This is a genomic window from Mesorhizobium sp. M0522 (genome assembly GCF_040321085.1).
GTDB lineage: Bacteria > Pseudomonadota > Alphaproteobacteria > Rhizobiales > Rhizobiaceae > Mesorhizobium.
This window is the reverse complement of record NZ_JAMYQW010000029.1, coordinates 15,527-37,127: the sequence shown is the minus strand read 5'-3', so window position 1 is coordinate 37,127 and position 21,601 is coordinate 15,527. Positions and strand designations below refer to the sequence as shown.

22 protein-coding genes are annotated in these 21,601 nt (G+C 61.3%); 7 read left to right on the top strand and 15 right to left on the bottom strand.

Going from position 1 to position 21,601, the window contains the following annotated elements:
• The first annotated feature begins 124 nt into the window (after nucleotides 1-124).
• Nucleotides 125-370, top strand: coding sequence for an RNA chaperone Hfq (hfq, locus tag NKI58_RS25615; protein ID WP_006202172.1), 246 nt, complete (start codon nucleotides 125-127; stop codon nucleotides 368-370).
• Nucleotides 371-1,762 carry a GTPase HflX gene (hflX, locus tag NKI58_RS25610; protein WP_352785042.1) on the top strand — a complete coding sequence of 464 codons (1,392 nt, stop codon included), beginning with the start codon at nucleotides 371-373 and terminating at the stop codon, nucleotides 1,760-1,762.
• Between the two features lie 6 nt (nucleotides 1,763-1,768).
• On the opposite strand, the gene mazG is transcribed toward hflX, so the two are convergent.
• Both mazG and NKI58_RS25600 read right to left on the bottom strand, forming a co-directional pair.
• A complete protein-coding gene (mazG, locus tag NKI58_RS25605) occupies nucleotides 1,769-2,593 on the bottom strand; it encodes a nucleoside triphosphate pyrophosphohydrolase (RefSeq protein ID WP_352785044.1) in 825 nt (274 codons plus the stop codon).
• A 139-nt stretch (nucleotides 2,594-2,732) separates the two neighbouring features.
• Nucleotides 2,733-3,917, bottom strand: a complete 1,185-nt coding sequence (locus NKI58_RS25600; protein ID WP_352785047.1) for an amino acid aminotransferase — start codon at nucleotides 3,915-3,917, stop codon at nucleotides 2,733-2,735.
• 218 nt (nucleotides 3,918-4,135) lie between these two features.
• Here NKI58_RS25600 and NKI58_RS25595 point away from each other — a divergent pair, with 218 nt between their 5' ends.
• Genes NKI58_RS25595 through NKI58_RS25580 form a run of 4 tightly spaced genes read left to right on the top strand, consistent with a single transcriptional unit; the run spans nucleotide 4,136 to nucleotide 6,758 of the window.
• Complete coding sequence (locus NKI58_RS25595; protein ID WP_023675067.1) at nucleotides 4,136-4,669, top strand: sigma-70 family RNA polymerase sigma factor; 534 nt, start codon at nucleotides 4,136-4,138, stop codon at nucleotides 4,667-4,669.
• A complete protein-coding gene (locus NKI58_RS25590) occupies nucleotides 4,666-5,439 on the top strand; it encodes an anti-sigma factor family protein (protein WP_023675066.1) in 774 nt (257 codons plus the stop codon). Before NKI58_RS25595 ends, NKI58_RS25590 begins: the two co-directional genes overlap by 4 nt.
• 24 nt (nucleotides 5,440-5,463) lie before the next feature.
• Nucleotides 5,464-6,171: a Bax inhibitor-1/YccA family protein gene (locus NKI58_RS25585; protein WP_023675065.1), complete on the top strand. Its 708-nt coding sequence runs from the start codon at nucleotides 5,464-5,466 to the stop codon at nucleotides 6,169-6,171.
• A gap of 23 nt (nucleotides 6,172-6,194) precedes the next feature.
• Nucleotides 6,195-6,758, top strand: a complete 564-nt coding sequence (locus NKI58_RS25580) for a DUF2076 domain-containing protein (protein WP_245274627.1) — start codon at nucleotides 6,195-6,197, stop codon at nucleotides 6,756-6,758.
• A 157-nt stretch (nucleotides 6,759-6,915) separates the two neighbouring features.
• On the opposite strand, the gene NKI58_RS25575 is transcribed toward NKI58_RS25580, so the two are convergent.
• The 6 genes from NKI58_RS25575 to NKI58_RS25550 form a co-directional block, all read right to left on the bottom strand.
• Nucleotides 6,916-7,506 (bottom strand): hypothetical protein, encoded by a 591-nt coding sequence (locus NKI58_RS25575; protein ID WP_352593878.1) that lies wholly within the window; start codon nucleotides 7,504-7,506, stop codon nucleotides 6,916-6,918.
• Between the two features lie 645 nt (nucleotides 7,507-8,151).
• Nucleotides 8,152-9,069 (bottom strand): rolling circle replication-associated protein, encoded by a 918-nt coding sequence (locus NKI58_RS25570; protein ID WP_352853889.1) that lies wholly within the window; start codon nucleotides 9,067-9,069, stop codon nucleotides 8,152-8,154.
• 468 nt (nucleotides 9,070-9,537) lie between these two features.
• On the bottom strand, nucleotides 9,538-10,164 hold the full coding sequence (locus tag NKI58_RS25565) for a M15 family metallopeptidase (RefSeq protein ID WP_352853888.1): 627 nt from the start codon (nucleotides 10,162-10,164) through the stop codon (nucleotides 9,538-9,540).
• A gap of 20 nt (nucleotides 10,165-10,184) precedes the next feature.
• Nucleotides 10,185-10,859 (bottom strand): hypothetical protein, encoded by a 675-nt coding sequence (locus NKI58_RS25560; RefSeq protein WP_352853886.1) that lies wholly within the window; start codon nucleotides 10,857-10,859, stop codon nucleotides 10,185-10,187.
• A 170-nt stretch (nucleotides 10,860-11,029) separates the two neighbouring features.
• Nucleotides 11,030-12,733 (bottom strand): hypothetical protein, encoded by a 1,704-nt coding sequence (locus NKI58_RS25555; protein WP_352853885.1) that lies wholly within the window; start codon nucleotides 12,731-12,733, stop codon nucleotides 11,030-11,032.
• Nucleotides 12,734-12,838: 105 nt separating this feature from the next.
• Nucleotides 12,839-13,525, bottom strand: coding sequence for a hypothetical protein (locus NKI58_RS25550; protein ID WP_352853883.1), 687 nt, complete (start codon nucleotides 13,523-13,525; stop codon nucleotides 12,839-12,841).
• A gap of 43 nt (nucleotides 13,526-13,568) precedes the next feature.
• Here NKI58_RS25550 and NKI58_RS25545 point away from each other — a divergent pair, with 43 nt between their 5' ends.
• Nucleotides 13,569-13,772 carry a hypothetical protein gene (locus tag NKI58_RS25545; protein WP_352853882.1) on the top strand — a complete coding sequence of 68 codons (204 nt, stop codon included), beginning with the start codon at nucleotides 13,569-13,571 and terminating at the stop codon, nucleotides 13,770-13,772.
• Between the two features lie 178 nt (nucleotides 13,773-13,950).
• On the opposite strand, the gene NKI58_RS25540 is transcribed toward NKI58_RS25545, so the two are convergent.
• The 7 genes from NKI58_RS25540 to NKI58_RS25510 all read right to left on the bottom strand — a co-directional run bounded on the left by NKI58_RS25540 (nucleotide 13,951) and on the right by NKI58_RS25510 (nucleotide 21,547).
• Complete coding sequence (locus NKI58_RS25540; protein WP_352636703.1) at nucleotides 13,951-14,769, bottom strand: MBL fold metallo-hydrolase; 819 nt, start codon at nucleotides 14,767-14,769, stop codon at nucleotides 13,951-13,953.
• A 3-nt stretch (nucleotides 14,770-14,772) separates the two neighbouring features.
• Entirely contained in the window at nucleotides 14,773-15,567 is a 795-nt protein-coding gene (locus tag NKI58_RS25535) for a TatD family hydrolase (protein WP_352593880.1), read from the bottom strand.
• Nucleotides 15,567-17,117 carry a methionine--tRNA ligase gene (gene metG, locus NKI58_RS25530; protein WP_352785054.1) on the bottom strand — a complete coding sequence of 517 codons (1,551 nt, stop codon included), beginning with the start codon at nucleotides 17,115-17,117 and terminating at the stop codon, nucleotides 15,567-15,569. The genes NKI58_RS25535 and metG overlap by 1 nt, the downstream gene beginning before the upstream one ends.
• 153 nt (nucleotides 17,118-17,270) lie before the next feature.
• Complete coding sequence (locus NKI58_RS25525) at nucleotides 17,271-18,326, bottom strand: DNA polymerase III subunit delta' (RefSeq protein WP_352593881.1); 1,056 nt, start codon at nucleotides 18,324-18,326, stop codon at nucleotides 17,271-17,273.
• Entirely contained in the window at nucleotides 18,323-18,997 is a 675-nt protein-coding gene (tmk, locus tag NKI58_RS25520; protein WP_352448921.1) for a dTMP kinase, read from the bottom strand. The genes NKI58_RS25525 and tmk overlap by 4 nt, the downstream gene beginning before the upstream one ends.
• Before the next feature lie 64 nt (nucleotides 18,998-19,061).
• Complete coding sequence (locus NKI58_RS25515; protein ID WP_352593887.1) at nucleotides 19,062-20,192, bottom strand: D-alanyl-D-alanine carboxypeptidase family protein; 1,131 nt, start codon at nucleotides 20,190-20,192, stop codon at nucleotides 19,062-19,064.
• A 131-nt stretch (nucleotides 20,193-20,323) separates the two neighbouring features.
• Nucleotides 20,324-21,547 carry a septal ring lytic transglycosylase RlpA family protein gene (locus tag NKI58_RS25510; RefSeq protein WP_352785057.1) on the bottom strand — a complete coding sequence of 408 codons (1,224 nt, stop codon included), beginning with the start codon at nucleotides 21,545-21,547 and terminating at the stop codon, nucleotides 20,324-20,326.
• Nucleotides 21,548-21,601 lie beyond the last annotated feature (54 nt).

Below are 21,601 nucleotides of genomic sequence, written 5' to 3'. Positions count from 1 at the left end.
CATCAATATATCTCGTTCTGCTTGTCGTTACTGACGGCAACATGGTGTTTGCGTGCTTGACATGTGCCGGCTAATTTGGCGCATTGGCCTGCAAACCGAAGGGGATCGGCGAAAGACAAGAACAATGGCGGAACGATCGCAAAATCTTCAGGACCTGTTCCTGAATTCAGTTCGCAAGAGCAAAAATCCACTCACCATCTTTCTCATCAATGGCGTGAAGCTGACCGGCGTGGTCACTTCGTTCGACAATTTCTGCGTTCTGCTGCGTCGCGACGGCCATTCCCAGCTTGTCTACAAGCACGCTATTTCCACGATCATGCCGAGCCAGCCGGTTCAGATGTTCGATGGTGAGGAAAGCCAGGGCGCCTGATTGGCACGTGAGAAAGACGCGGACCGCAGCGTTCGCGGAAAACCAGCACATCAGACCGGGACAGAGGCCAACGGCCCGACCCGGGCGGTGGTTATCGTGCCGGTGCTTACCCGGCAGCCTCGTGGCGACGACGACACCAACCGCCCCCGCCTGACCCGTTCCGCCGAGGCTCGTCGCGACGAGGCCGTCGGCCTCGCCAGCGCAATCGACCTCGACCTGGTCCACACGGCGGTGGTGACCGTCAACGATCCACGCCCGGCGACCTTGCTCGGCAGCGGCAAGGTGGCGGAGTTCGCTAAGATCGTCAAAGAGGGCCACGCGGAAGTGGTCATTGTCGATCATCCGCTGACCCCGGTACAGCAGCGCAACCTCGAAAAAGAGTTGAACGCCAAGGTGCTCGACCGCACCGGGCTGATCCTGGAGATTTTCGGCGAGCGCGCCCGCACCAAGGAAGGCACGCTGCAGGTCGATCTTGCCCATCTCAACTACCAGAAAGGCCGCCTTGTGCGGAGCTGGACCCACCTCGAGCGCCAGCGTGGCGGCGCCGGCTTTCTCGGCGGCCCTGGCGAGACCCAGATCGAGTCGGATCGGCGTGTGCTGCAGGACAAGATCACCAAGCTGAAGCACGAGCTCGAAACTGTGCGCCGCACCCGCGACCTGCACCGCGCCAAGCGCAAGAAGGTGCCATTTCCGGTGGTAGCGATCGTCGGCTACACCAATGCCGGCAAGTCGACTCTGTTCAACCGGATGACCGGAGCAGGGGTGCTGGCCGAAGACATGCTGTTTGCCACGCTCGACCCGACGCTGCGCCGCGTGCGCCTGCCGCACGGCACGCCGATCATCCTTTCCGATACGGTCGGCTTCATTTCCGACCTGCCAACGCATCTGGTCGCGGCCTTCAGGGCGACGCTGGAGGAAGTGGTCGAGGCAGACCTCGTCATTCATCTGCGCGACATCTCCGATCCCGATACGGCCGCGCAGGCCGAAGATGTCGAGCGCATCCTTGCCGATCTCGGCGTCGATGCCCGCGATAGCAAGCGCGTCATTGAAGTATGGAACAAGATCGACCGGCTCGACGAGGGCAACCGGGCGCGGCTGCTTGCCGATGGTGCTGACGGCAAGAAGGCACCGCCGATCGCCATATCGGCGGTAACCGGCGAGGGCATCGATGCGCTGAAGACGATCATCGAGACGATGATGTCGGGCGAACTGGAGACGTTCACCGTCACACTCAAGCCCGACCAACTCGGCGTCGTCGACTGGCTTTACCGCAACGGCGACATCGTCTCGCGCGACGACAATGAGGATGGCAGCGTGACCGTCGCGCTCAAGGCTACACACAGCGCTCGGCAGGAGATCGAAAGCCGATTGCGCCGTCAAAACAACGGGTAGAGGCGTTTACTTCGCGCTTTTTGCCTGATGCCAGAGCGCTTCCATCTCGTCCAGCGTCGCCTCTTCGAGGCTGTTTCCCGACGCTTGCAGCGTCCGCTCGACATAGTGGAAGCGCGACCGGAATTTTTCGTTGGTGCCGCTGAGTGCCGCTTCGGAATCAATTTTGAGGTGCCGGCCGAGATTGACGACTGCAAACAGCATGTCGCCGAACTCGTCCTTGATCGGCGCAGTGTCGCCTTTGGCCAGCGCCTCGCGTAGTTCGCCGATCTCCTCCTCGATCTTGTCGAGGATCGGTGCCGCCTCGCTCCAGTCGAAGCCGACGCGGGCGGCCTTTTCCTGCAGCTTGAGCGCCCGGGTCAGCGCGGGCAGGGCGACCGGCACACTGTCGAGAAAGCCCTTGCCATGGTCTTCCGGGTCGAGCCCACGGGCGAGGCGCGCACTGCGCTTCTCCGCCTTTTCCTCTGCCTTGATCTTTTCCCACATGCCCTTGGCCATGCCGGCGCTGCGCGCCTTGTCGTCGCCGAAGACATGGGGGTGGCGGCGGATCATTTTTGTGGTGATGGCCAGGACCACATCGCCGAATGAAAATTCGCCGGCCTCCTCGGCCATTTGCGCGTGGTAGACCACTTGCAGCAGGAGATCGCCGAGTTCATCCCGCAGATCGTCGAGGTCGCCGCGCGCAATGGCGTCCGCCACTTCGTAGGCTTCCTCGATCGTGTACGGCGCGATTGTCGAAAAGTCCTGCTCGATATCCCACGGGCAGCCGGTTTCCGGCGCCCGCAGCGCGGCCATGATCTCGATCAGCCGGGAAATGTCTTTCGAGGGTTTCATCAGGCGAACGCTATCCTGTACCTGGCCGCGCGGCCAACGGCTTCAGCCGGCGAGGGCGTCTTGTCCACAGATGGGCGGCCAGACCATGATCCGAAAGTGGAAGCCGGTTTCCGGAAAAGATCCTAACTAGCAAAAAGTATCAGTCGAGCACGGAGACTATCGCCTTGGCGAGCGCATCCATGCCGTCCTCGGGCAGGCCGGCAACGTTGATGCGGCTGTCGCCGACCATGTAGATGGCATGCTCGGCGCGCAGCCGCCCGACTTGCGCTTCCGACAGGCCAAGCCGGGAAAACATGCCGCGATGGCTGGCGACGAAATCGAAACGGTCGGAGTTGGACTGCCGCCGCAGCGCCTCGGCGAACTGGACGCGCAGCCGCAGCATGCGCAGCCGCATCTCTTCAAGCTCTGCCTCCCAGTCGGAACGCAATGCGGGGTCTTCAAGCACGATGCGCACCGCCGCCGCGCCGTGGTCCGGCGGCATCGAATACATGGCGCGCGCCGCCGACAGCATCTGGCCCATCGCCAAATCCGCCTGCGCGCCACCTTTCGCCATGATCAGCGCTGCACCGACTCGGTCGCGATAGACGGCAAAGTTCTTCGAGCAGCTCGAGGCAACGACCATTTCCGGAACTTTTGCCGCCAGAAGGCGCAAGCCGGCGGCATCCGCATCAAGTCCCTCGCCAAAGCCCTGATAGGCGATGTCGACAAAGGGCAGCAGGCCGCGCTCAACGACAAGATCGGCAATGGCAGCCCATTGCGAGATGTCTAGATTGGCGCCTGTCGGGTTATGGCAACAGCCATGCAACAATACGACGTCGCCAGGATTCGCGGTTCTCAATGCATTCAGCATATCGTCGAAGCGAACCGCACCAGAAGCAGCGTCGAAATAGGGATATTCGCGTGTCTGCAGGCCAGCGGCGCGCATCACCGGCATGTGGTTCGGCCATGTCGGATCCGACAGCCAGACCATCGCGTCGGTGCGGGTCCTTTTCAGCAGCTCTGCTACCAGCCGCAGCGCGCCGGAGCCGCCTGGCGCCTGCGCCGCACGAATGCGCGTCATGTCGGCGGCTGGGCCGAACACCAACCTGGCCATCGCCGCGTTGAAGGCAGTATCGCCGGCAAGGCCGAGATAGGTCTTGGTATCCTGGCCCTGCAGCAGCCGCTTTTCGGCTTCGCGCACCGCGCGCATCACCGGCGTCTTGCCGTCGCGATCCCTATAAACGCCGACCCCAAGATCGACCTTGTCGGGACGCGGGTCGGCGCGATAGAGACCGATCAAGGCCAGGATCTTGTCGGCAGGCGCGGGCTGGAGATTTTCGAACATCGATAAGGTTCCGTTGGCGGCGGAGTGATACGCAAACCGGCCGTACTTTGCCAGCAGTTTCATATGCGCCAACTCGGCGCCGGTTTGCCTCGAGGGCGGCCAATACTATCTGGCGGGCGAGAGCGGGCCCGATATCTCCCAGGACGAGAACGCGGCGAGCCGTAAGAAAATTTCGGGGAGAGCGGGATTAACATCCCGACCTGCTCCGTAAACAGGACATGAAACGGCCGATGCCACGCTTCGATATTCTGGGACAGCTCGGTTCGCTGCGCCGCTATGCACGCTCGCTGACGCGCGACAGCGCCGATGCAGAGGATCTGCTGCATGATGCGCTGGTGCGTGCCTATGAGCGACGCGGCAGCTTCCGCTCCGGCGGAAATCTTCGCGTATGGCTGCTGTCGATCGTCCATAATGCATTCATCGACGGTCTGCGGTCCCGCAAATCCGAAGCAATGCGCATCGAACAGGCCGGCTATCTCGCCGAGGCGAATGTCCAGGCTCCGCAGGAACATTCGGTCCGTCTGGCGCAGGTGCGCGAAGCGTTTTTCGAATTGCCGGAGGAGCAGCGTTCGGCGTTGCATCTCGTCGCCATCGAGGGGCTTAGCTACAGCCAGGCCGCTGAGGTGAGTGGCGTGCCGCTTGGCACGCTGATGTCGCGCATCGGCAGGGCGCGTGCGGCCCTGCGCGAGATGGAGGACGCGGTGCCGGCACGCGCGAAAGGCCATCTGAAGATCGTCGGAGGTGGATCATGAACCAACTGCGCGATCCCGTAACCGGCGCCGATCTCGACGCCTATGTCGACGATCAGCTGGACGTGGCTCGTCGCATCGAGGTCGAGGCGTTCCTTTCGGCCCGCCCGGACGCGGCCGCGCGGGTGATGTCCGACTTACGGATGCGTGACGAATTGCGCGTGGCGCTTGCCGGATCGAAAGGCATGGCGCGGCCCGCGACGGCCGATGCTGCACGACGGCTGGAGCGGGGATTGGCGCGCGGCCGCGTCCTTGGTGCTTTGCAGCGAGTTGCGGCAGTCGCTGTCTTCGTCGCTGCCGGCTGGCTTGCGAACGGGCTCATCGGACCGATATCGGTGACGGAAGTCGTCGCTTCGACCCATCCGCCGGCCTATGTGGAGGACGCGGTCCGGGCGCACCGCACGACGCTCGTGCGCGAGGCGATGTCGTCGCAACCCGAAGCACCCGGCTACAATGCCGACGAAATCCGCGCCGCGACGGCGATCGTGATGCCATCGCTGCCAGCGGACTGGACGGTCCGTGACGTGCAGATCTATCCATCGCAATTCGGACCGAGCGTCGAGATGGCTGTCGAGACGAAAGAGATGGGGCTGGTCTCGTTGTTCGCGATCAGGCCCGGAACATTCGACGTCGTCAAGCCGACCGTCGTTCCCTCGGGCGAAGTTTCCTCGGCTTATTTCCAGATCGGCGAGGTCGCCTACGCGGTCGTCGGACGCAGCGATGTCGGCGGTCTCGATCGCACGGCCGAAGCCCTCGCCAAAACGCTTTACTGATCGACCTGCAAGAAGGAGAACCACATGAACAATCTCGGATATATCGGGGCCGGAGCCCGAGCCGGAGCCGTCTACGATGAAGGCCTGCGCCGGCACATGCTGCGCGTCTATAACTATATGGGCCTTGGCCTCGTCGTTACGGGCGTGATCGCGTTCGTGGTGGCTTCCACGCCCGCTCTTTACGTGCCGATCTTCTCCACACCGCTGAAATGGGTGGTGATGCTGGCCCCGCTGGCCTTTGTGCTCTTGTTCTCGTTTCGGATGCAGGCGATGTCGGCAGGCGGCGCCCAGGCGATGTTCTGGGCATTCTGCGCGGTCATGGGCCTGTCGCTGGCTTCCGTGTTCCTGGTCTTTACCGGCACCAGCATCGCACGCACCTTCTTCATCGCCGCCACCATGTTCGGCGCGACCAGCCTTTACGGGTACACGACCAAACGCGACCTGACGCAGTTTTCGTCGTTCCTGATCATGGGCCTGATCGGCGTGGTGATCGCCAGCATCGTCAATATCTTCCTGGGCTCGACCGCGCTCCAATTCGCGATCTCTGTGATCGGCATCGCCGTCTTCATCGGCCTCACCGCCTGGGATACCCAGACGATCAAGGAGCAGTATGCGGAAAACTTCGGCGCGGAATCACAGCAGAAACTCGCTGTCTTCGGGGCATTCTCGCTCTATCTGAACTTCATCAACATCTTCCAACTGCTGTTGAACTTCACCGGCGAGCGCGAATAGCCGGCGTTGAACCAAGACCGGAGTTGGACATCCTGGACAGAAACGATCAGCAAGCGATCGGACAGCTCTTCGAGAAGTTGGCAAGCGCCGAGCGCCAGGCGCCGCCGCGCGATGCCGAAGCAGAGCGCTTCATCCAGGACCAGATCACCCAGCAGCCTGGGGCGCCATATTACATGGCCCAGACGATCGTGGTGCAGGAGCAGGCCCTGAACGCAGCTCAGGCGCGCATAGAAGAACTGGAGGAGCAGGCGCGGCAGCCGGCCGGCGGTGGACCGCTCAGCGGCTTCTTCGGCCGCAGCGGCGGCAGGCGCTCAGGCTCGGTTCCGCGGGTAGGGCGCACCGCCTCCGTTGCAACTGAAGGGCCGCAGGACACGCCACAACGGGCAGGCGGCGGTTTTCTTGCCGACGCCGCGCAGACCGCGATGGGCGTGGCGGGCGGCGTGCTGCTCGGCAACGCGATCGCCGGCGTGCTTGGCGGCAGCGAAGCGAAGGCAGCTGAACAGCCGACGCCGCAGCCGGACGAAGCCGATCAGGCAGGCGATTCCAGCTCCGATAATGGCGGTGACTTCGGTGATATGGAGTTCTGACGAGCGACCCAGCCTGTGCCTGTGCTGGCGCTGGTGACGATTGCGGGTCAGCATCGGCGAGGTGGCGAGGGCAACATCCGGGAAGCGAGCCCTCGCCGGCGGCTAATAGCCCAGGCGCTTCAGTTCAGCCTTGACCGCCGCGATCGTCCGCCGGCGGCTAATAGCCCAGGCGCTTCAGTTCAGCCTTGACCGCCGCGATCGTCTTGAAGCGGAAGTGCTTCGTTGCGCCGTCGCGCCAATGGCAGTCGCATGTGGTATCGAACTTCCGGCTCGCTTTCAATTGAGTCAGCGCCTTCTGGCCTGGCTTGGGGCCATCGAAGATGCGAACTTCGTAGAGCGTCCCTTCGACATCGTAGTGCATCTGAGCCCAGGAAAGTATCACGATCAGTTCCTTTGCCGGGTCGTGGTCGGCGTTGGCGAGGCCGAGCGCTATGTCCGGTGTGTCGCCCTCTTGTTCACCGATCGTGACCTGGATTGCGCGATATCTGTTGTCAGCTAGCCGTTGTAGCGCGACGAGTGGGCGTTCCGGATATTCCTCAGTAGTCTGGTAATCGACGAAGAGTGTCTGGAGGCCGTTCCAGCTCACGGCTGTGGTGTGCGGATCAGCATTGTCGGCGAACCCAACAACACGTTTGGCGAAAGCCAGGTCGTTCTCGCCTGGCGCACGATCAAAGTCCTGCGCTCGCGCGCCAGTGAGCGCGCAGGCGAGGGTGAGGGCAAGACTTGCAAGTAGCGGGAGTGTGTTCATGATTCCCAACCCTAGCATGCCCGTTGCCCCACAGCGCTGTTGCGAATGTCTAAGAGTGACCGGCCTGATCTCGCCGCCAACGGATGCTATAGGCGTAGTCGCATGCACTTTCGCACCGAATATAAGCGAAGCATATATTAGGACAGTGACTTCTTCAATACTGAAGAAGATCACAACCCCCGGTAGGGTGATTTGCCCTCCGTGGTCAAGAGCACCACGGGATAAATTTTCGCTGGCCCATACTATTTCCCCTTGGCCTATTGTCGCGCGGGCGCGACTTGCAGACGGCAGTAACGTTGCGCGCACTAGGGTGACGGTCTGAGACCGGCGCAGAGGCCGCTGCGGGGGGGGCCTTGCCCCCCTGTACCCCCGCTAAGGCAAGAGGGGTATTTGGGATTTTTAGCTCGCCTTTTTTGTACTCTCTCCTTGCGGAATGATCAGGCCGAGGGGCCGAGGGCGAGATTTTGAGCCGCGAGACATTGCGCTTGCCACTTTCGTTCAGCGCTAAGAACCCAGCCGCTACGCGACTGTCGTGCTGCGCACGCAACCTCTCAACGCGAGCACTACGTGCGGTTGAAGCCGCGTCCGGCATGGGCCGGGGGTTAAGCGGCTTGGGAGGGAAGAATTCAGGCCCGAGGCCGAGTTTCATTTGGTTTCGCCGCGCTCCGAACGCAACGCGTCGTGAGAGCGGGCGGGGTAGGGAGCGTCTGGCAGTGTCCCGCCTGGGCGGGGTATCTGCCCGTTGATGACGGCGCTCCCGTTTTTTCCGATTTTCGTATGCCATACCAAGTCCCCTTGTGGGTTGAGATAATACCATAAGCGACCGCTTATGGTTTCACTGTAGTAACAGTTGTGACTCTCCGAGAACAGGGGCTTAGAGCCGCCTGGAGGAGGGGACGCCGGTTTATTTGGACCCCGGCGGATAGGCTTGAGTTGGAGGGGTTCAGGAAGGACCGTGTTACGATCCAACCACCAGTCCACCAGATCGGAATGCGGCCAACGGTCATTGCCGTGGACCTTGAGCCAAGCTTCAACGAAGCTCGACAGGAACACCGCACCGGCAGCGCTGATTTTGGACAGGTAGAACTGTTCCGGCTTTCCGGTTTTGGAGTTCAGCACGTCAGGGAACCAATAGAACGAGTCTCTTGGCGATACACCCTGTAGTGCATAATCCATTGCAAGCTTGCGGAAGTAGGGCACCCCTATAGCGGGGTTTTTTGACAGTACAAACTTGGCTTGCTTACTTTCGTCAGCGCCTGCGTCTTTATACAGATACTTCACACAATATCGCATGGATGCATTGGAGGCTATTTCCCACTGGGAAAAGCCGTGCGGCCAATGCTTCTCATCTATACGAGCGTCCATTTCCATTTCAGGAGGCTCGGATTGATAGAATAAGATCAGATGCCAGTGAGCACGGCCCTTTTTAGAGCCGTATTCCCCTACTGCGAAATATCTAAATTTGTGTCCGCTCTTGCGGAGACGCTTTAAGTATTTCTGCACATCTGAATAAGTCAGCACTTCCGAGCGGGCGGTTAGGCCACCGCCATACGTCAAGGTCACGAAGCGATTCGCGACGGAAGTACGACTTTCAGCAATGCAGCGGCCTACCCAATCCTGGGCACGGACCGACATGCATTGCATACATTTACGACACCCAACGACTGTTCCGCTTGGCAGGTTCCTCGGGGAACTACACATAGAGGCGGCCATCGTTAGAGGTGTCAGTAATTGCACTATACGACAAGAGGGTGTGCGTGTGGCCGGGTGCGCGCGAGTAGATCGCGGCACACCGGCAGTCAAGAGGCTTGACTAGACAAATGTTCTTCATTGGAAGCTCCATTTTAACAGACGTGCAGAGGCCGACCCGAAAACTATGTTTCGGGCCGACAGTCTGTATTTGAGATTTATTGGTTTATTTGTTTCGACGCCCACGGGCGGCGATTTCGGCCAAAGAGCCGATGACGACGACTATGCAAAACAGGACGAAGCCTGCGCAGAGCATCGCGAAGACGAAGCCTTCCATTTAGATTACCCTCCCTTTGGTGGCGACGAGACGATAGACCGCCAGCGGCGGATTTCCCAGTGGGCAGGGTCCCAGAATTGCCAGTCACCGCCCCAGTCGATTTTCATCTGATTGCGGGCGGCAACGTCTTTGCCGATATGGCCGATGACGGCCCATTCTCGCTTAGTGAGCGACCACGCCTTGCGGGAATGCACGACATCGACCGCACAACCGAAGTTGTGCGGGCTTTCGCCGGCCTGCGCCTTGCTATGGCCGGTGGCGAACGCCTCGTCCTGGGCGTGGCTGTCGCGCACGAAGGTGTGCGCGAACATGGGGACGCCGAGCGCGCGTAGCTGGCGCTGGAAGGCGTCATAGAACGCGATTATCTCAGGCCGAGAGCCTTCGGTTGACGCTCGCATTTGTTGCGAGGCGTAGCGTTCCGACATCAAGAAGGCGCGATCGCGTAGACCTTGAAGCACAGTTTGATGTTCGGGCGAAGCCTCCCGAGCCGGAAGCATGCCGGTTTCCCCGGCGAGGATTTTGAGAGCCATTGGAGGTTCCTTCCCGCGTTTGCGGTATTGGGAGAGGGAGACGAGAGCGGCCCGGGCACGAATGCCCGAGCCGCCAGTTTCAGAAGTTGCCGTAGCTGTCACTGCCGCCTCGACCGCGCGAGTTAAGCCGCGCCGTGGTCTGCAGCGCCGTCAGGCGCTGGCGGAGCAGTGCCGGCCCCGTCGTCGTCGGGCTGGGGCTGGACGCCCCCAGGAAGCCCGACAGGAGCGGGCGAGGGGACCCCGCCCCCTGGCGCTTTTTGTAGTTTCTCACGTTGCGCAGCCGGTCGCTGATGAAGACCTGCTTCCCCGCCAGTGTTCTCGCCATTGCTGAGTCCTTTCGTTATGCCGGCCAACCGGCGCTCCATTTCTTCTTCCATGACCGCCATCCGGGCTTCCATGTTCTGGTTCATCATGAAGTGCATATATTCCACCTCAGGATTGCGAGCGCGCCGGTGCGCGATCTTGGTGAAGCTTTCCGGATCGCCCTCGACATGAACAAAGTCGAATTCGGGCGACGAGAAGAGCATGTGGCCTTCCTTGGGGAAGAGCGGCACCAGCCGCATTTCATCGGCCACGAGCAGTTCAACAGTGCAGTTGCCGGCTGGCGTGAGGCAGAGGAATTCCCCTGCTACCACGCCGTCTTCATCGACCCGCTCGACATGCCATTCGGCAATGTCGGATGCGCGGAGATCGATACGGACGGTGCGCACCTTGCGCCCGTCCAGATTGATGGTCTGACCGGACTTGACCGGCGACCAACGGTTGAGATCGCCCATGCGAAGGATAGTTGCAGACATTGTTTTCTCCTTTGGATTTTCAACCAGGGGCTCCCTGGCTGGGAAAAGTTGGAACAAAACGTGAATGTTTCACGGAATGTTTCACGTGAAACAAAACGTGAACGTTGCCGGAGCCGATCCACCTGACCCGTTAAGACGGAACCAGCACGATAAGCCCCGGCAACGAACCCTCAGACGCCGGTAAGGCGGGTTTGATCCACCTTGGCGAGCACCTTGGCGTAGTCGTCGTTCGCTTCGATCAGAGGCGTTCCGAAGACGGTGTTTCCTTCAATCAGGAAATCGCCCTGGGTCATGCATTCGAACGGGTCTTGGTTGGTGACCACGAACACCTTGGTGTTCATGTTGGTACACAGATAGAAATCCACCCCAAGCGTAGGGTTGACAGTTTCGACCGCCCACAGACGCTGACGATCCTCGTCGAACGGCGCAGCCGGATCGGGATTGTAGAACTTGCCGCCAATGCGCGGTTGCTGGACGTTCCAGCGATAGTTCAGCGGCGCATAGCCGAAGGTACCGGCAGGCGTGGCGTGGGCAGTGTCGATATAGCGGTTTGGCACCGCCTCGACCTTTTCCGGATCAAGCGTGTCCTTCAAGTAGTGAGGGAAGTTCGCGCCGGTGTGGGCATTTGCGCCCGACACGATGGGGTAGTGGTACATCGGGTCAGCCTGACGCTCGAACAACTGTTCGGGCGTGATTTCGGCAACCACCATGATGATGCCGCCGACAGGGACGCGAGGCGTCTGAATGGCCATGTCAACCATCGTTGCGCCGTTGACGACGCTTTCAGTGAGGTTCGCGGCGTCCGAGGCGTAGCGCTTGCTCATGCCGAACACCGTGGTGCTTTCGCCCAGGAGCATCGGCTGGCGCATGGCCTGCTCAGGGATGGTCAGACCGTCCATGAGCATATTGATCAGGTAGTTGTCGTCCAACTCGCTGTACTGCGTCCGCAGCTGCGCAAAGGCAGCGGTTTTCTTCGCCATTTCGATGTTCGACAGCGAGACGGTAATACCGTTGGCGCTCAGTTCAGCGAAAATCGCCGGCAAGACGGTCGCAGAGACCGCACCCGCAAGCTTGGTGCCGAGCAGAGCTTCTTGAGCGACGACGCCACCAGCGCCGCCCGTCCAGCTTGCGCCGGTACTATCGCGGAAGGTGGCGACAGAGGCAGTCGGCGTTCCCTTGATGCCGAGGCCCGAGACGGGCAGTTTCGTATTGACGACATTCAACGGCACTTGGCCGTCAATAATCGCCTGATCGAAGTCAGGGACGATGTGTTTGAATTGCTCATGCCGCCAGAAGGCAGGAGCCAGCGATTTGTCGGTCAGGAGACGCGTAGCGAGGTCCGGCGAGCGGTTCTTTGCGCGGAAATTCCAGATTTCGTTATACGCCTCATGATAGGCGGTAGTGACAGTATCGCCGGTCTTAGCATGCAGGCCGAGGTAGACCTTGATATCGTCCGAGGTCACGGCGTTGAAGACCTCGCGCTGGACGAACGGTTGCACCGGGCCGGCAGCATATTGCTCCGTGCCGTCATAGGCGCGATTCACTGCGTCGACAGAGTCGAAGCGAGTGAACGCAGACCAGGGGACGAGATAGGCTTTCACCGAGACATAGACAGCATTCATAAGGATTTCCGCTGTTTCCATCATTTCGAAGGTGAAGCGGAGCCGACCGGATTTTACCGCGTCCTCACGAAGGAGAGGAACCGCGGCGATGGGAACCATCTTACCGGCGGGCAGGGAGGTGATACCGCGAGCGGTGTGAACCCGCATGGAGCGGTTGACCATAATTGGTGTGGTCAAGGTGCGGTTCATCCGCAGGAGATCGCCCGAGCCAGGGGCGAGTTCAGCGGACGATTGATTGCGACGAGTAGCCATTTTTACGACCTTTCAGAGAGCGCATAACGCGCGTTGATTTTTTGGAGATTGCTCGGAGCGTCCGAGCGACGGCCTTGCGCCGCCGAGCACAAGCGGCGCAGGGCATCACCAGCCACCCGATACGCCGGATGACAGGGGCGGGAGGACATAAGCCTGTCCGCCCGGTTGATTGCCGGAGGCCGGTGGAAGCATCCACGGATTGCCCGTCGGCAGATGCGAGCGGATGTACCGACGACCGTCTGCGAAGACGGTATCTGCCCCCGGCCAGTAGCGCCGGATATTAGCGTCCATATCAGCGCCAACATTCACGAGGGCGCCGACCCACCCGCCCGGGTCAGAGTAACGGGCTTCCCATGCATCAGCGTCCGCAAAGGTCGGATCGATGACGGCACGGCCGGGAAGTGGGTTAGTTGCCGAGACCTTGCCGGCAGGAAGCGCGGCAGGAGAGCCGGAAATACCGGCAGTTCCCGGCCTACGAAGGACCGGGCCGGAAGGCGTTGCAGCAGTGCGCTGGTAGCTTCCGGTTTCGGCATTGAGGTTGCCGATTTGCGCTTCCACGAGACGGGAAGCTTGATCGCGGGCCGCGTCGGCGTATGGGTCAAAGTTTGTGAGCCATGAGCCTGCGGCAGAGAGCCCAGCAGCCAGAGGGTTGCCGGGAGTAGTTGTCCTGGTGAAGCCAGCCGCGCCGCCATTGCGAATGGCGGTAAGAGGGTTGAAGCCGGCCTTTTCAGCCGACCTAACCATTGCTTCGTAATCAACGGTGGAGGTGGTGGTCTGGTCGCCACCACCCATGATAGCGCCTGCAATAGAGGCGATACCGCCCAAGAGCGCCCCGATGAATTTAGGACGCCTCCCGATTGTCGATCCCGACGAGGGAGAGGGCTTTCCCGGTGATTACATCACAACCAACCAGAACGACAGCCAGCACACCATTTGCGAACTGGTCTGCCAGAGTACCGTCGAGGCCTTTTGCCACGAGATACGCCGCCAAAGCGGTCCCGGCACGCGAGGCGAGCGGGACGACGAGGCTGCGGAGTAGGACATTTTTCAAAGCTCCATCCTTTCGATTTTGGTTCGGAGGAGCTTCGCTTATTTTCGAGTACTCAAGATAGTCGCATAAGATAGATTATGGAACTGGCATGGCCGATTGGATGTGACGTGAAGATAGCACCTCGCGAGATCCAACTCGGGAACCCAGGCCGTAAAAACTTAGTCTTTCACGCTGATTCGTAAGGGATTTCGATCGTCATGCCGTCATAAGCAGGCTCGACGTTGGCCGGCGTCTCGGCCATTACCGTAGCGTAGTCGAGTGGCACATGCATATGCGTCAGCACCGCGTTCTTCGGCGCCAGTCTTTCGATCCAGCCAAGCGCCTGGCCAAGCGACAGATGGCTCGGATGGACGGTGTATTGCAGCGCGTCGATGACCAGCATGTCCAGCCCGCGCAAACGCTTGGCGGTCGCCTCCGGAAAGTCGCTGACGTCAGGGCAATAGGCCAGCCCGCCGATGCGGAAACCCAGCGAGGTGATGTCGCCATGGAGCTGCAGCAGCGGTTCGAGGGTGAGGGCGCCGCCCTCGCCTGCGATCACCACCGGCCTGTGGTGGTCGATGATATGGGCGTTGACGATCGGCGGATACGAACTGCCTTTCGGTGTTTCGAAACAGTAGCGGAACGCCTCGCGTAGGCGCAGCATGGTAGCCTGATCCGCATGGATGTCGATCCGGTGGCGCTGCTCGAGCACGAAGCCGCGCAAATCGTCGATGCCGTGGATATGGTCGGCATGCGGATGTGTATAGACCACCGCATCGATGCGCTTGACCGATGCCAGCAGCATCTGCTCGCGGAAATCCGGGCCGGTGTCGATGACGACCGTGGTCCGGGCGCCACTCGCCGCGATCCGCTCGACGAGCGCTGCGGTGCGCGTGCGCCGGTTCCGGGGGTCCGCGGGATCGCAATTGCCCCAGTCGCCGGTGATGCGTGGCGTGCCCGGCGATGAGCCGCAGCCGAGGACGGTAAGACGTAACCGGTCGCTCATGCGTCAGGCGCCCGGCGCGCTCGGGCGCGGCATTTTCCTAAACAGCCGGAAGAAATTATCCGTGGTGATATTAGCGATCTCGGCCTCGCTGAAGCCGATCGTCTCGGCCAGCACCTTGGCTGTATGCGCGACATAGGCGGGCTCATTACGCTTACCGCGAAACGGGATTGGCGCAAGGTATGGCGCGTCGGTTTCGAGCAGCAGACGGTCGCGCGGCACATCGGCGGCGACGGCGCGCAGCTCGGCGGAGTTCTTGAAGGTCAGGATGCCGGAAAACGAGACGTAGCCGCCGAGCGCCACGCCGATCTCGGCCAGCCGGCGCCCCGACGAAAAACAGTGCAGGATGAAGGGGAAGGCGCCCTTCCCCGTTTCTTCTTCGAGGATATCAGCCATGTCGTCGTCGGCGTCGCGCGAATGGATGACCAGCGGCAGACCGGTCACGCGCGCCGCGGCGATGTGGGTGCGAAAGCCCTGCGCCTGTGCGTCGCGCGGCGCATGATCGTAGAAATAGTCGAGTCCGGCCTCGCCAATCGCCACCACTTTGCGATGAGCAGAGAGCCGCACCAGATCATCGACAGTGACATCAAGCTCTTCGGCCGCATTATGCGGATGGGTGCCGACCGAGCAATAGACCTCATCGAAAGTCTCTGCAATCTCAAGCACTTGGTTAAATCGCTTCACCCTCGTCGAGATCGTCACCATTCGGCCGATGCCGGCCGCTAGGGCGCGGGCGACAATGGCCGTCCGCTCTTCGGCGAAATCCGGAAAGTCGAGGTGGCAGTGACTGTCGACCAGCATCAGGCGTTCGCGTCCTGCTTTTCGTAACGCGGAAAGACCGCCTCCGGCGCGGGCAATGCCGTGCCGGGCACCAGCGCATAGTCGGCGTGGACATGCGCAAAGTCACGGTTGTCTGCCGGCACCGCCAGCAGGTCGAGCAGCTTAGCAGCCGACCCCGGAACAAAGGGCTGGCAGAGCAGCGTCACGCGCCGGACGACTTCGATCGTCGTCCACAGAACTGTCTTCATACGCTCTGGATCGCTTTTGCTTAGCGCCCAGGGTTGCTGAGAGGCGAAATAGCGGTCAGCTTCGGCCACCACTCCGAAGATCGCCGCCAGCGCCAAATGGATGCCCTGATCCGCCATCGCCTTTCGCGCGACGGCGAGTGCCCCCACCGCTTGGTCGAGGATGGCGCTGTCGGCTTCGGTCAGTTCGCCGCGCTTTGGCACCGCGCCGCTGCAGTTCTTGGCGACCATCTTCAGCGAGCGCTGCGCCAGGTTGCCGAGGCCATTGGCAAGGTCGGCATTGGTGCGGTTGACGATCGCATCATGGCTGTAGCTGCCGTCCTGGCCGAACGGCACTTCGCGCAGCAAGAAATAGCGCACCTGGTCGAGGCCGTAGTGCTCGATCATCGCGAACGGGTCGATGACGTTGCCGACCGACTTCGACATTTTCTCGCCGCGGTTGAACAAAAAACCATGCGCGAACACGCGCTTCGGCAATTCGATGCCAGCCGACATCAGGAAAGCCGGCCAGTAGACCGCGTGGAAGCGGACGATGTCCTTGCCGATGACGTGCGCGTTTGCCGGCCAGAACGACCATCTCTCATTGGCCAGATCCGGATAGCCGGCGGCGGTGATGTAGTTGGTCAAGGCGTCGACCCAGACATACATCACATGCTTCTCGTCGCCCGGCACCGGGATGCCCCAGTCGAACGTGGTGCGCGAGATCGATAGGTCCTTCAGGCCGGACCTGACGAAGCTCATCACCTCATTGCGCCTCTCGGCAGGACCGACGAAATCGGGCTGGTTTTCGTAAAGTGCAAGGAGCCTGTCCTGATAAGCCGACAGCCGGAAGAAGTAGCTCTCTTCCTCGACCCATTCGACCGGCGTCCCCTGCGGCCCATAGCGGACATTGTCGGCACGCACCTCGGTCTCTTCTTCGCCGTAATAGGCTTCGTCACGCACCGAGTACCAGCCGGCATAGCCGCCCTTATAGACGTCGCCATTGGCGGCCATCGCCTTCCAGATCGCCTGCGAGGCCTTGTAGTGCCGCTTTTCCGTGGTGCGGATGAAATCGTCGTTGGAGGCATCGAGCGCGACGGCCATGCGCTCGAAATCGGCCGAGTTGCGGTCTGCCAGCTCGCGCGCTGAAATACCTTCTCTCTTCGCCGTCTGCAGCATCTTTATGCCGTGCTCGTCGGTGCCGGTGAGAAAGAGCACGTCCTTACCGTCGAGCCGCTGGAAGCGGGCCAGCGCGTCGGTGGCAATCAACTCGTAGGCATGGCCGATATGCGGTTTGCCGTTCGGATAGGAAATAGCCGTCGTGACGTAGTATTTTTCGCGTGCCATGGATGAGCCGTCATGAATGTCTGAATGAAAGATGTCGCGGTGAGATATCGCATCGAAACGGCAATTGCCATCCGACGCCAATGTGGTGGCTTCGAAGTTCCTGCGATTGATTGGGATCAATACTCAGGGGCTTCAAAGCCACGCCAGCGGCCGTCACATTCGCATTGCAGAATTCAGGCGGTCGATCATGGTCAGGGCGTGCTGCTTTTTGTCGAGATTGTAGGTCTCGGTTTCAGATATAGCGTTCAAAGCCTCGTGCCAAGTATCCGACAGCGTTTTGGCCCGCGCGAGATCGCCGGCGAGCGCGGCCTGGCTGGCGCCGGCCGACAGCAGATCAAGCGCGCGGCGATTGAATATCTCGAACGGGATTGCCTGGTCGCGGCCGGCGACCGCCTCGGCAAGACGGTAGGCGCCTGCGACATCTATCTTCTTGGACATGACCAGGGCGTCGAGGGTGGCGGCGATTTCGAGCCCTCCATACTGCGTCAACAGGATCGCATTGCGCGCGCTGCCCCCTGCCCGCTCCGCCAGCGCCGCGCGCGCCCCAGGATCCTCCGGTGGCGGCGGCTCGATGCCTTCCAGAACCGTCATCAAGTTCTCGGCATCGAGCGGCGCCAACCGCACCATCTGGCAGCGCGACCGGATCGTCGGCAGCAGACTGCCCGGCGCATGGACGATGAGGATGAACAAGGTGCGCGCGGGTGGCTCTTCAAGATTCTTCAGCAAGGCATTGGCAGCATTGGTGTTCATGTCGTCGGCGGGATCGACGATAACCACCCGGTAGCTGCCGTCGTGCGAGGTCAGCGACAGAAAACGGCTGACCTTGCGGATTTCGTCGACCGTGACCACTGTCTTGAAGCTCTTGGTCTTGTCGTTCGCCGGGCGTGTAAGATGCAGCACCGAAGGATGCGCGCCGGTGGCGATCTGTCGAAACAGCGACGAAGCCGGATCTGGAACGGCAAGGCTTTCCGGCGCCTGCTCGAAGGCCGGGTGCTTCAACAGATGATGCGCCAGGTGAAAGGCCAGCGTCGCCTTGCCGATGCCAACCGGTCCGGCAAAGATCAGTGCGTGCGGCAGCTTTCCCGAGCGGTAAGCGGTGGCGAGCATGTTGGCCGCCTGCAGGTGACCGACAAGACGCGGCGTCTCGGATGGCTCGGGCACCCCGTCCAGCGTATCGTGCTGTTCGGGCGCGATGCGTTCGAAAATCATGCTGGCGCCGCCTGCCTTCTTTGTGCCGGCATCATCCTCTCGAGAGCCGCGAACACCGCGGCGGTAACGACATCCTCCACCGCATCTAGGTCGGCTGAGGCATCGACGACAACGCAGCGTTCGGGTTCAGCTGAGGCGATCGCGAGAAACGCCTCGCGCCGGCGTTGGTGGATGGCCAATGTTTCTTTCTCGAAGCGGTCCGGTCCGTCACTGCTGCCCCGCCGGGCGGTAGCGCGCCTCAGGCCCTCGGCGGGGTCGATGTCGAAGATCAGTGTCATGTCCGGCACCATGCCGTTGATGGCGACCTTCTCCAATGCGTCCATGAATGCCGGGTCGAGGCCGCCGGTCACGCCCTGGTAGACGCGCGAGGAATCCATGAAACGATCGCAAAGCACGACCGAACCGCGCTCGACTGCCGGCCGGATGACCTGTTCGACATGGTCGGAACGCGCAGCGGCGAAAAGCAGCGCTTCCATCTTGGGGCCGAACGGCTCGGCTGCGCCTGAAAGCAGGACATGCCTGACCGCCTCCGCGCCCGGCGAGCCACCCGGCTCACGTGTCACCAGCACATCGTATTTCTTGGCGCGCATCTTCTTTGCCAGCCGCTCGATCTGCGTCGACTTGCCTGCTCCTTCGCCGCCTTCAAAAGTGATGAAAAATCCGCGCGCCAAAGCCTTTGTCCATACTTCGGGGACCGTATAGTCCCGGCGGGAAAAAAGGTCCACCGCGACGGTGCTAACGCAGCCAGCCGACGGCCAGTTCCTTGGCGGCGTCGAGCGCGCGCTGCGGCAGCGAACCGACACCGATCGACTCGGCGGCAAACAGCGGCGTCTCCTGGCTCAGCGTATCGCCGATCCAGACGCGCAGCGTACCCACCGGCTGCCCCTCCTCCACCGGCGCTGCCACCGGTCCGTCATAGACGATCCTGGCGGTGAGCTTGTCGCGGTTGGTGATCGGCAGGAAGATCTGCACCGGTCCTTTTGCCTTTAACGCGACACCGGACTTGGCGCCGCCAAAGACCTGGGCTTCGCCAACCACTTCGTCCTTGGCGAATACTTCAGTCTTCTCGAAGGAGCGAACGCCCCAGTCGAGCAGCTTTCGCGCTTCCTCAGCACGCTCACGGTCGTTTGCCAGGCCGCTCATCGCCGCGATCACCCTTGTGCCGTTGTGGCTGACCGAGCCGACAATGCCGAACCCGGATTGCTCGCTGGCACCGACCGCGAGCCCGTCGGCGCCTATGTCCATGGCCAGTAGCGGATTGCGGTTCCTCTGGGAAATCTTGTTCCAGGTAAAATCCTTCTGGCCGTAATAGCGGTAGAGATCCGGGTAGTTGCGCCAGATATGCAGCGCCAGAAGCGCAAGTTCGCGAACGCTCGTTTGCTGCTCATCGGCCGGCAGACCGGTGGAATTGACGAAAGTCGATTTCTGCAAGCCGATCTGGCGGGCACGCCCGGTCATCTGCGCTGCGAAGTTTGCTTCGGACCCGGCCATCCCTTCAGCAATGACGATACAGCCGTCATTGGCCGCCTGCACGGTCACGCCCTGGATCAGGTCTTCCAGCCGGATCGTCGACTTGAGCTTGGCGAACATGGTCGATGTCCCCGAAGGAGCGCCGCCTTTGCGCCAGGCGTTCTCGCTCACCACGAAGGTATCATCGAGCGTCATGCGCCCTGATTTGATGGCGTCGAAAACCACTTCCATCGTCATCAGCTTGGCCAGCGAGGCCGGCGGAATCAACCTGTCGGCGTCCTTGGAAAACAGCACGGTTCCGGTTTCGGCATCGATCATGAAGGCCTGCGCGGCCTTGGTCTCGAAAAGCTGTGCTGAGGCCGGCGCAAGCGAGAGCAGCAGCAGGCCGAGCGCCATAAGCCCGGTGAAAGGGTGAAAAGATTTCATCAGGTTCGACCAGTGAGCCGGCGCTTTTGCAAGTTGGCAGAAGCTATCAGGCTTTTGCCTGGCGGATCAATCGCGCGCGAAAAAACCAGGCAGCCCCGAGCTCAGTTGCGTACAGCAAGCGCATCCGGCGCACCATGCGACCACGCTGCCTGCAGCATCTCGTCCAGGCTGCCACGACCGTCGGCAAAGAGGTTGACCGAGTACCAGTCCTTGCCTTCAAGTTCCGAGCGCTGGATCTCGGTCTTGCCGAAGCTGGAAAGCTGGGCCGCCACACGCTCCGCTTCGGCGGCATTCTCGAACGAACCCGCCGCGACATAGTCCGTGGGCGACCCGGTTGGAGGAGCTTGCCGCTTCCACGATTGAAGAATTTCGGCGGGCGACATGCCGGCGCCATCCAGCTCGGCAAACGCGTTGGAGGCGCGTTGCACGCGCTCGTCCGCGTAAGACAGCGACGCCACGGTGAACGGCGATTGCGCCGGCAGGTTGATCTCCGGGCGCTCCGGCACGATCGGGCCGAAATCGGGCAGTACAATGTCTCCCAAAGCAGATGCTTGCACTGCCATGACAGGCCCTGCATCGGATCCCTGCCCGGAATTCGTCAGCTGACCGGGGAACGGCACGGCAGCAGCGCTCACCGGCAGGCTTGGCGACGGCCCATTCATCGCGACCATGACACCGCTGGGCAGGCCGTCCGACGGATCCGGCGCCCTGTTGCCTGGACGATACGAAGCCACAAGATACTGCCCGTCATTGCCTTCGAGCGGCGCACGGCCGACATATTCGACCTTCACCTCGGCCGTACCGATGTTGGCATAATCGAGCATTTCAGCAGCGCGCTTCGACACATCGATGATGCGTCCATCATGATAGGGTCCGCGGTCGTTGACGCGCACGATCACCGAGCTGCCGGTCTTCATGTTGGTGACCCGCGCATAGCTCGGCAGCGGCATGGTCGGATGCGCCGCCGTCAGATCTGCCATGTCGTAGACTTCGCCGTTGGCGGTCAACCGGCCGTGGAAGGCCTCACCGTACCAGGATGCGAGGCCAACCTTGGCGTAACGTTTGTCTTCCTTCGGATAATACCACTTGCCGCGCACCTGATAGGGCTTGCCGAGCTGGTCGCGTCCGCGAGACGTCTTGAACATGACGCGCGGGCTGGCTTTCACGCCGTATTCGGCTTCGGAAAAATATTCCTTGGAGCGAGGTTTCTTGTTGACCATCGCCTTTTGCTGCGGCCCGGCACATGCTGCAAGAAAGGCTGCCGACAAGGCAAACAGCGCGAAAGCGGAAGCGCGACGAAGACGCGGGCGCGCCGTGGTCTGCATATTTTGATTATCCCCTATAGCATCGACGAAGGCACCGCAGCATGAACGTCAGCG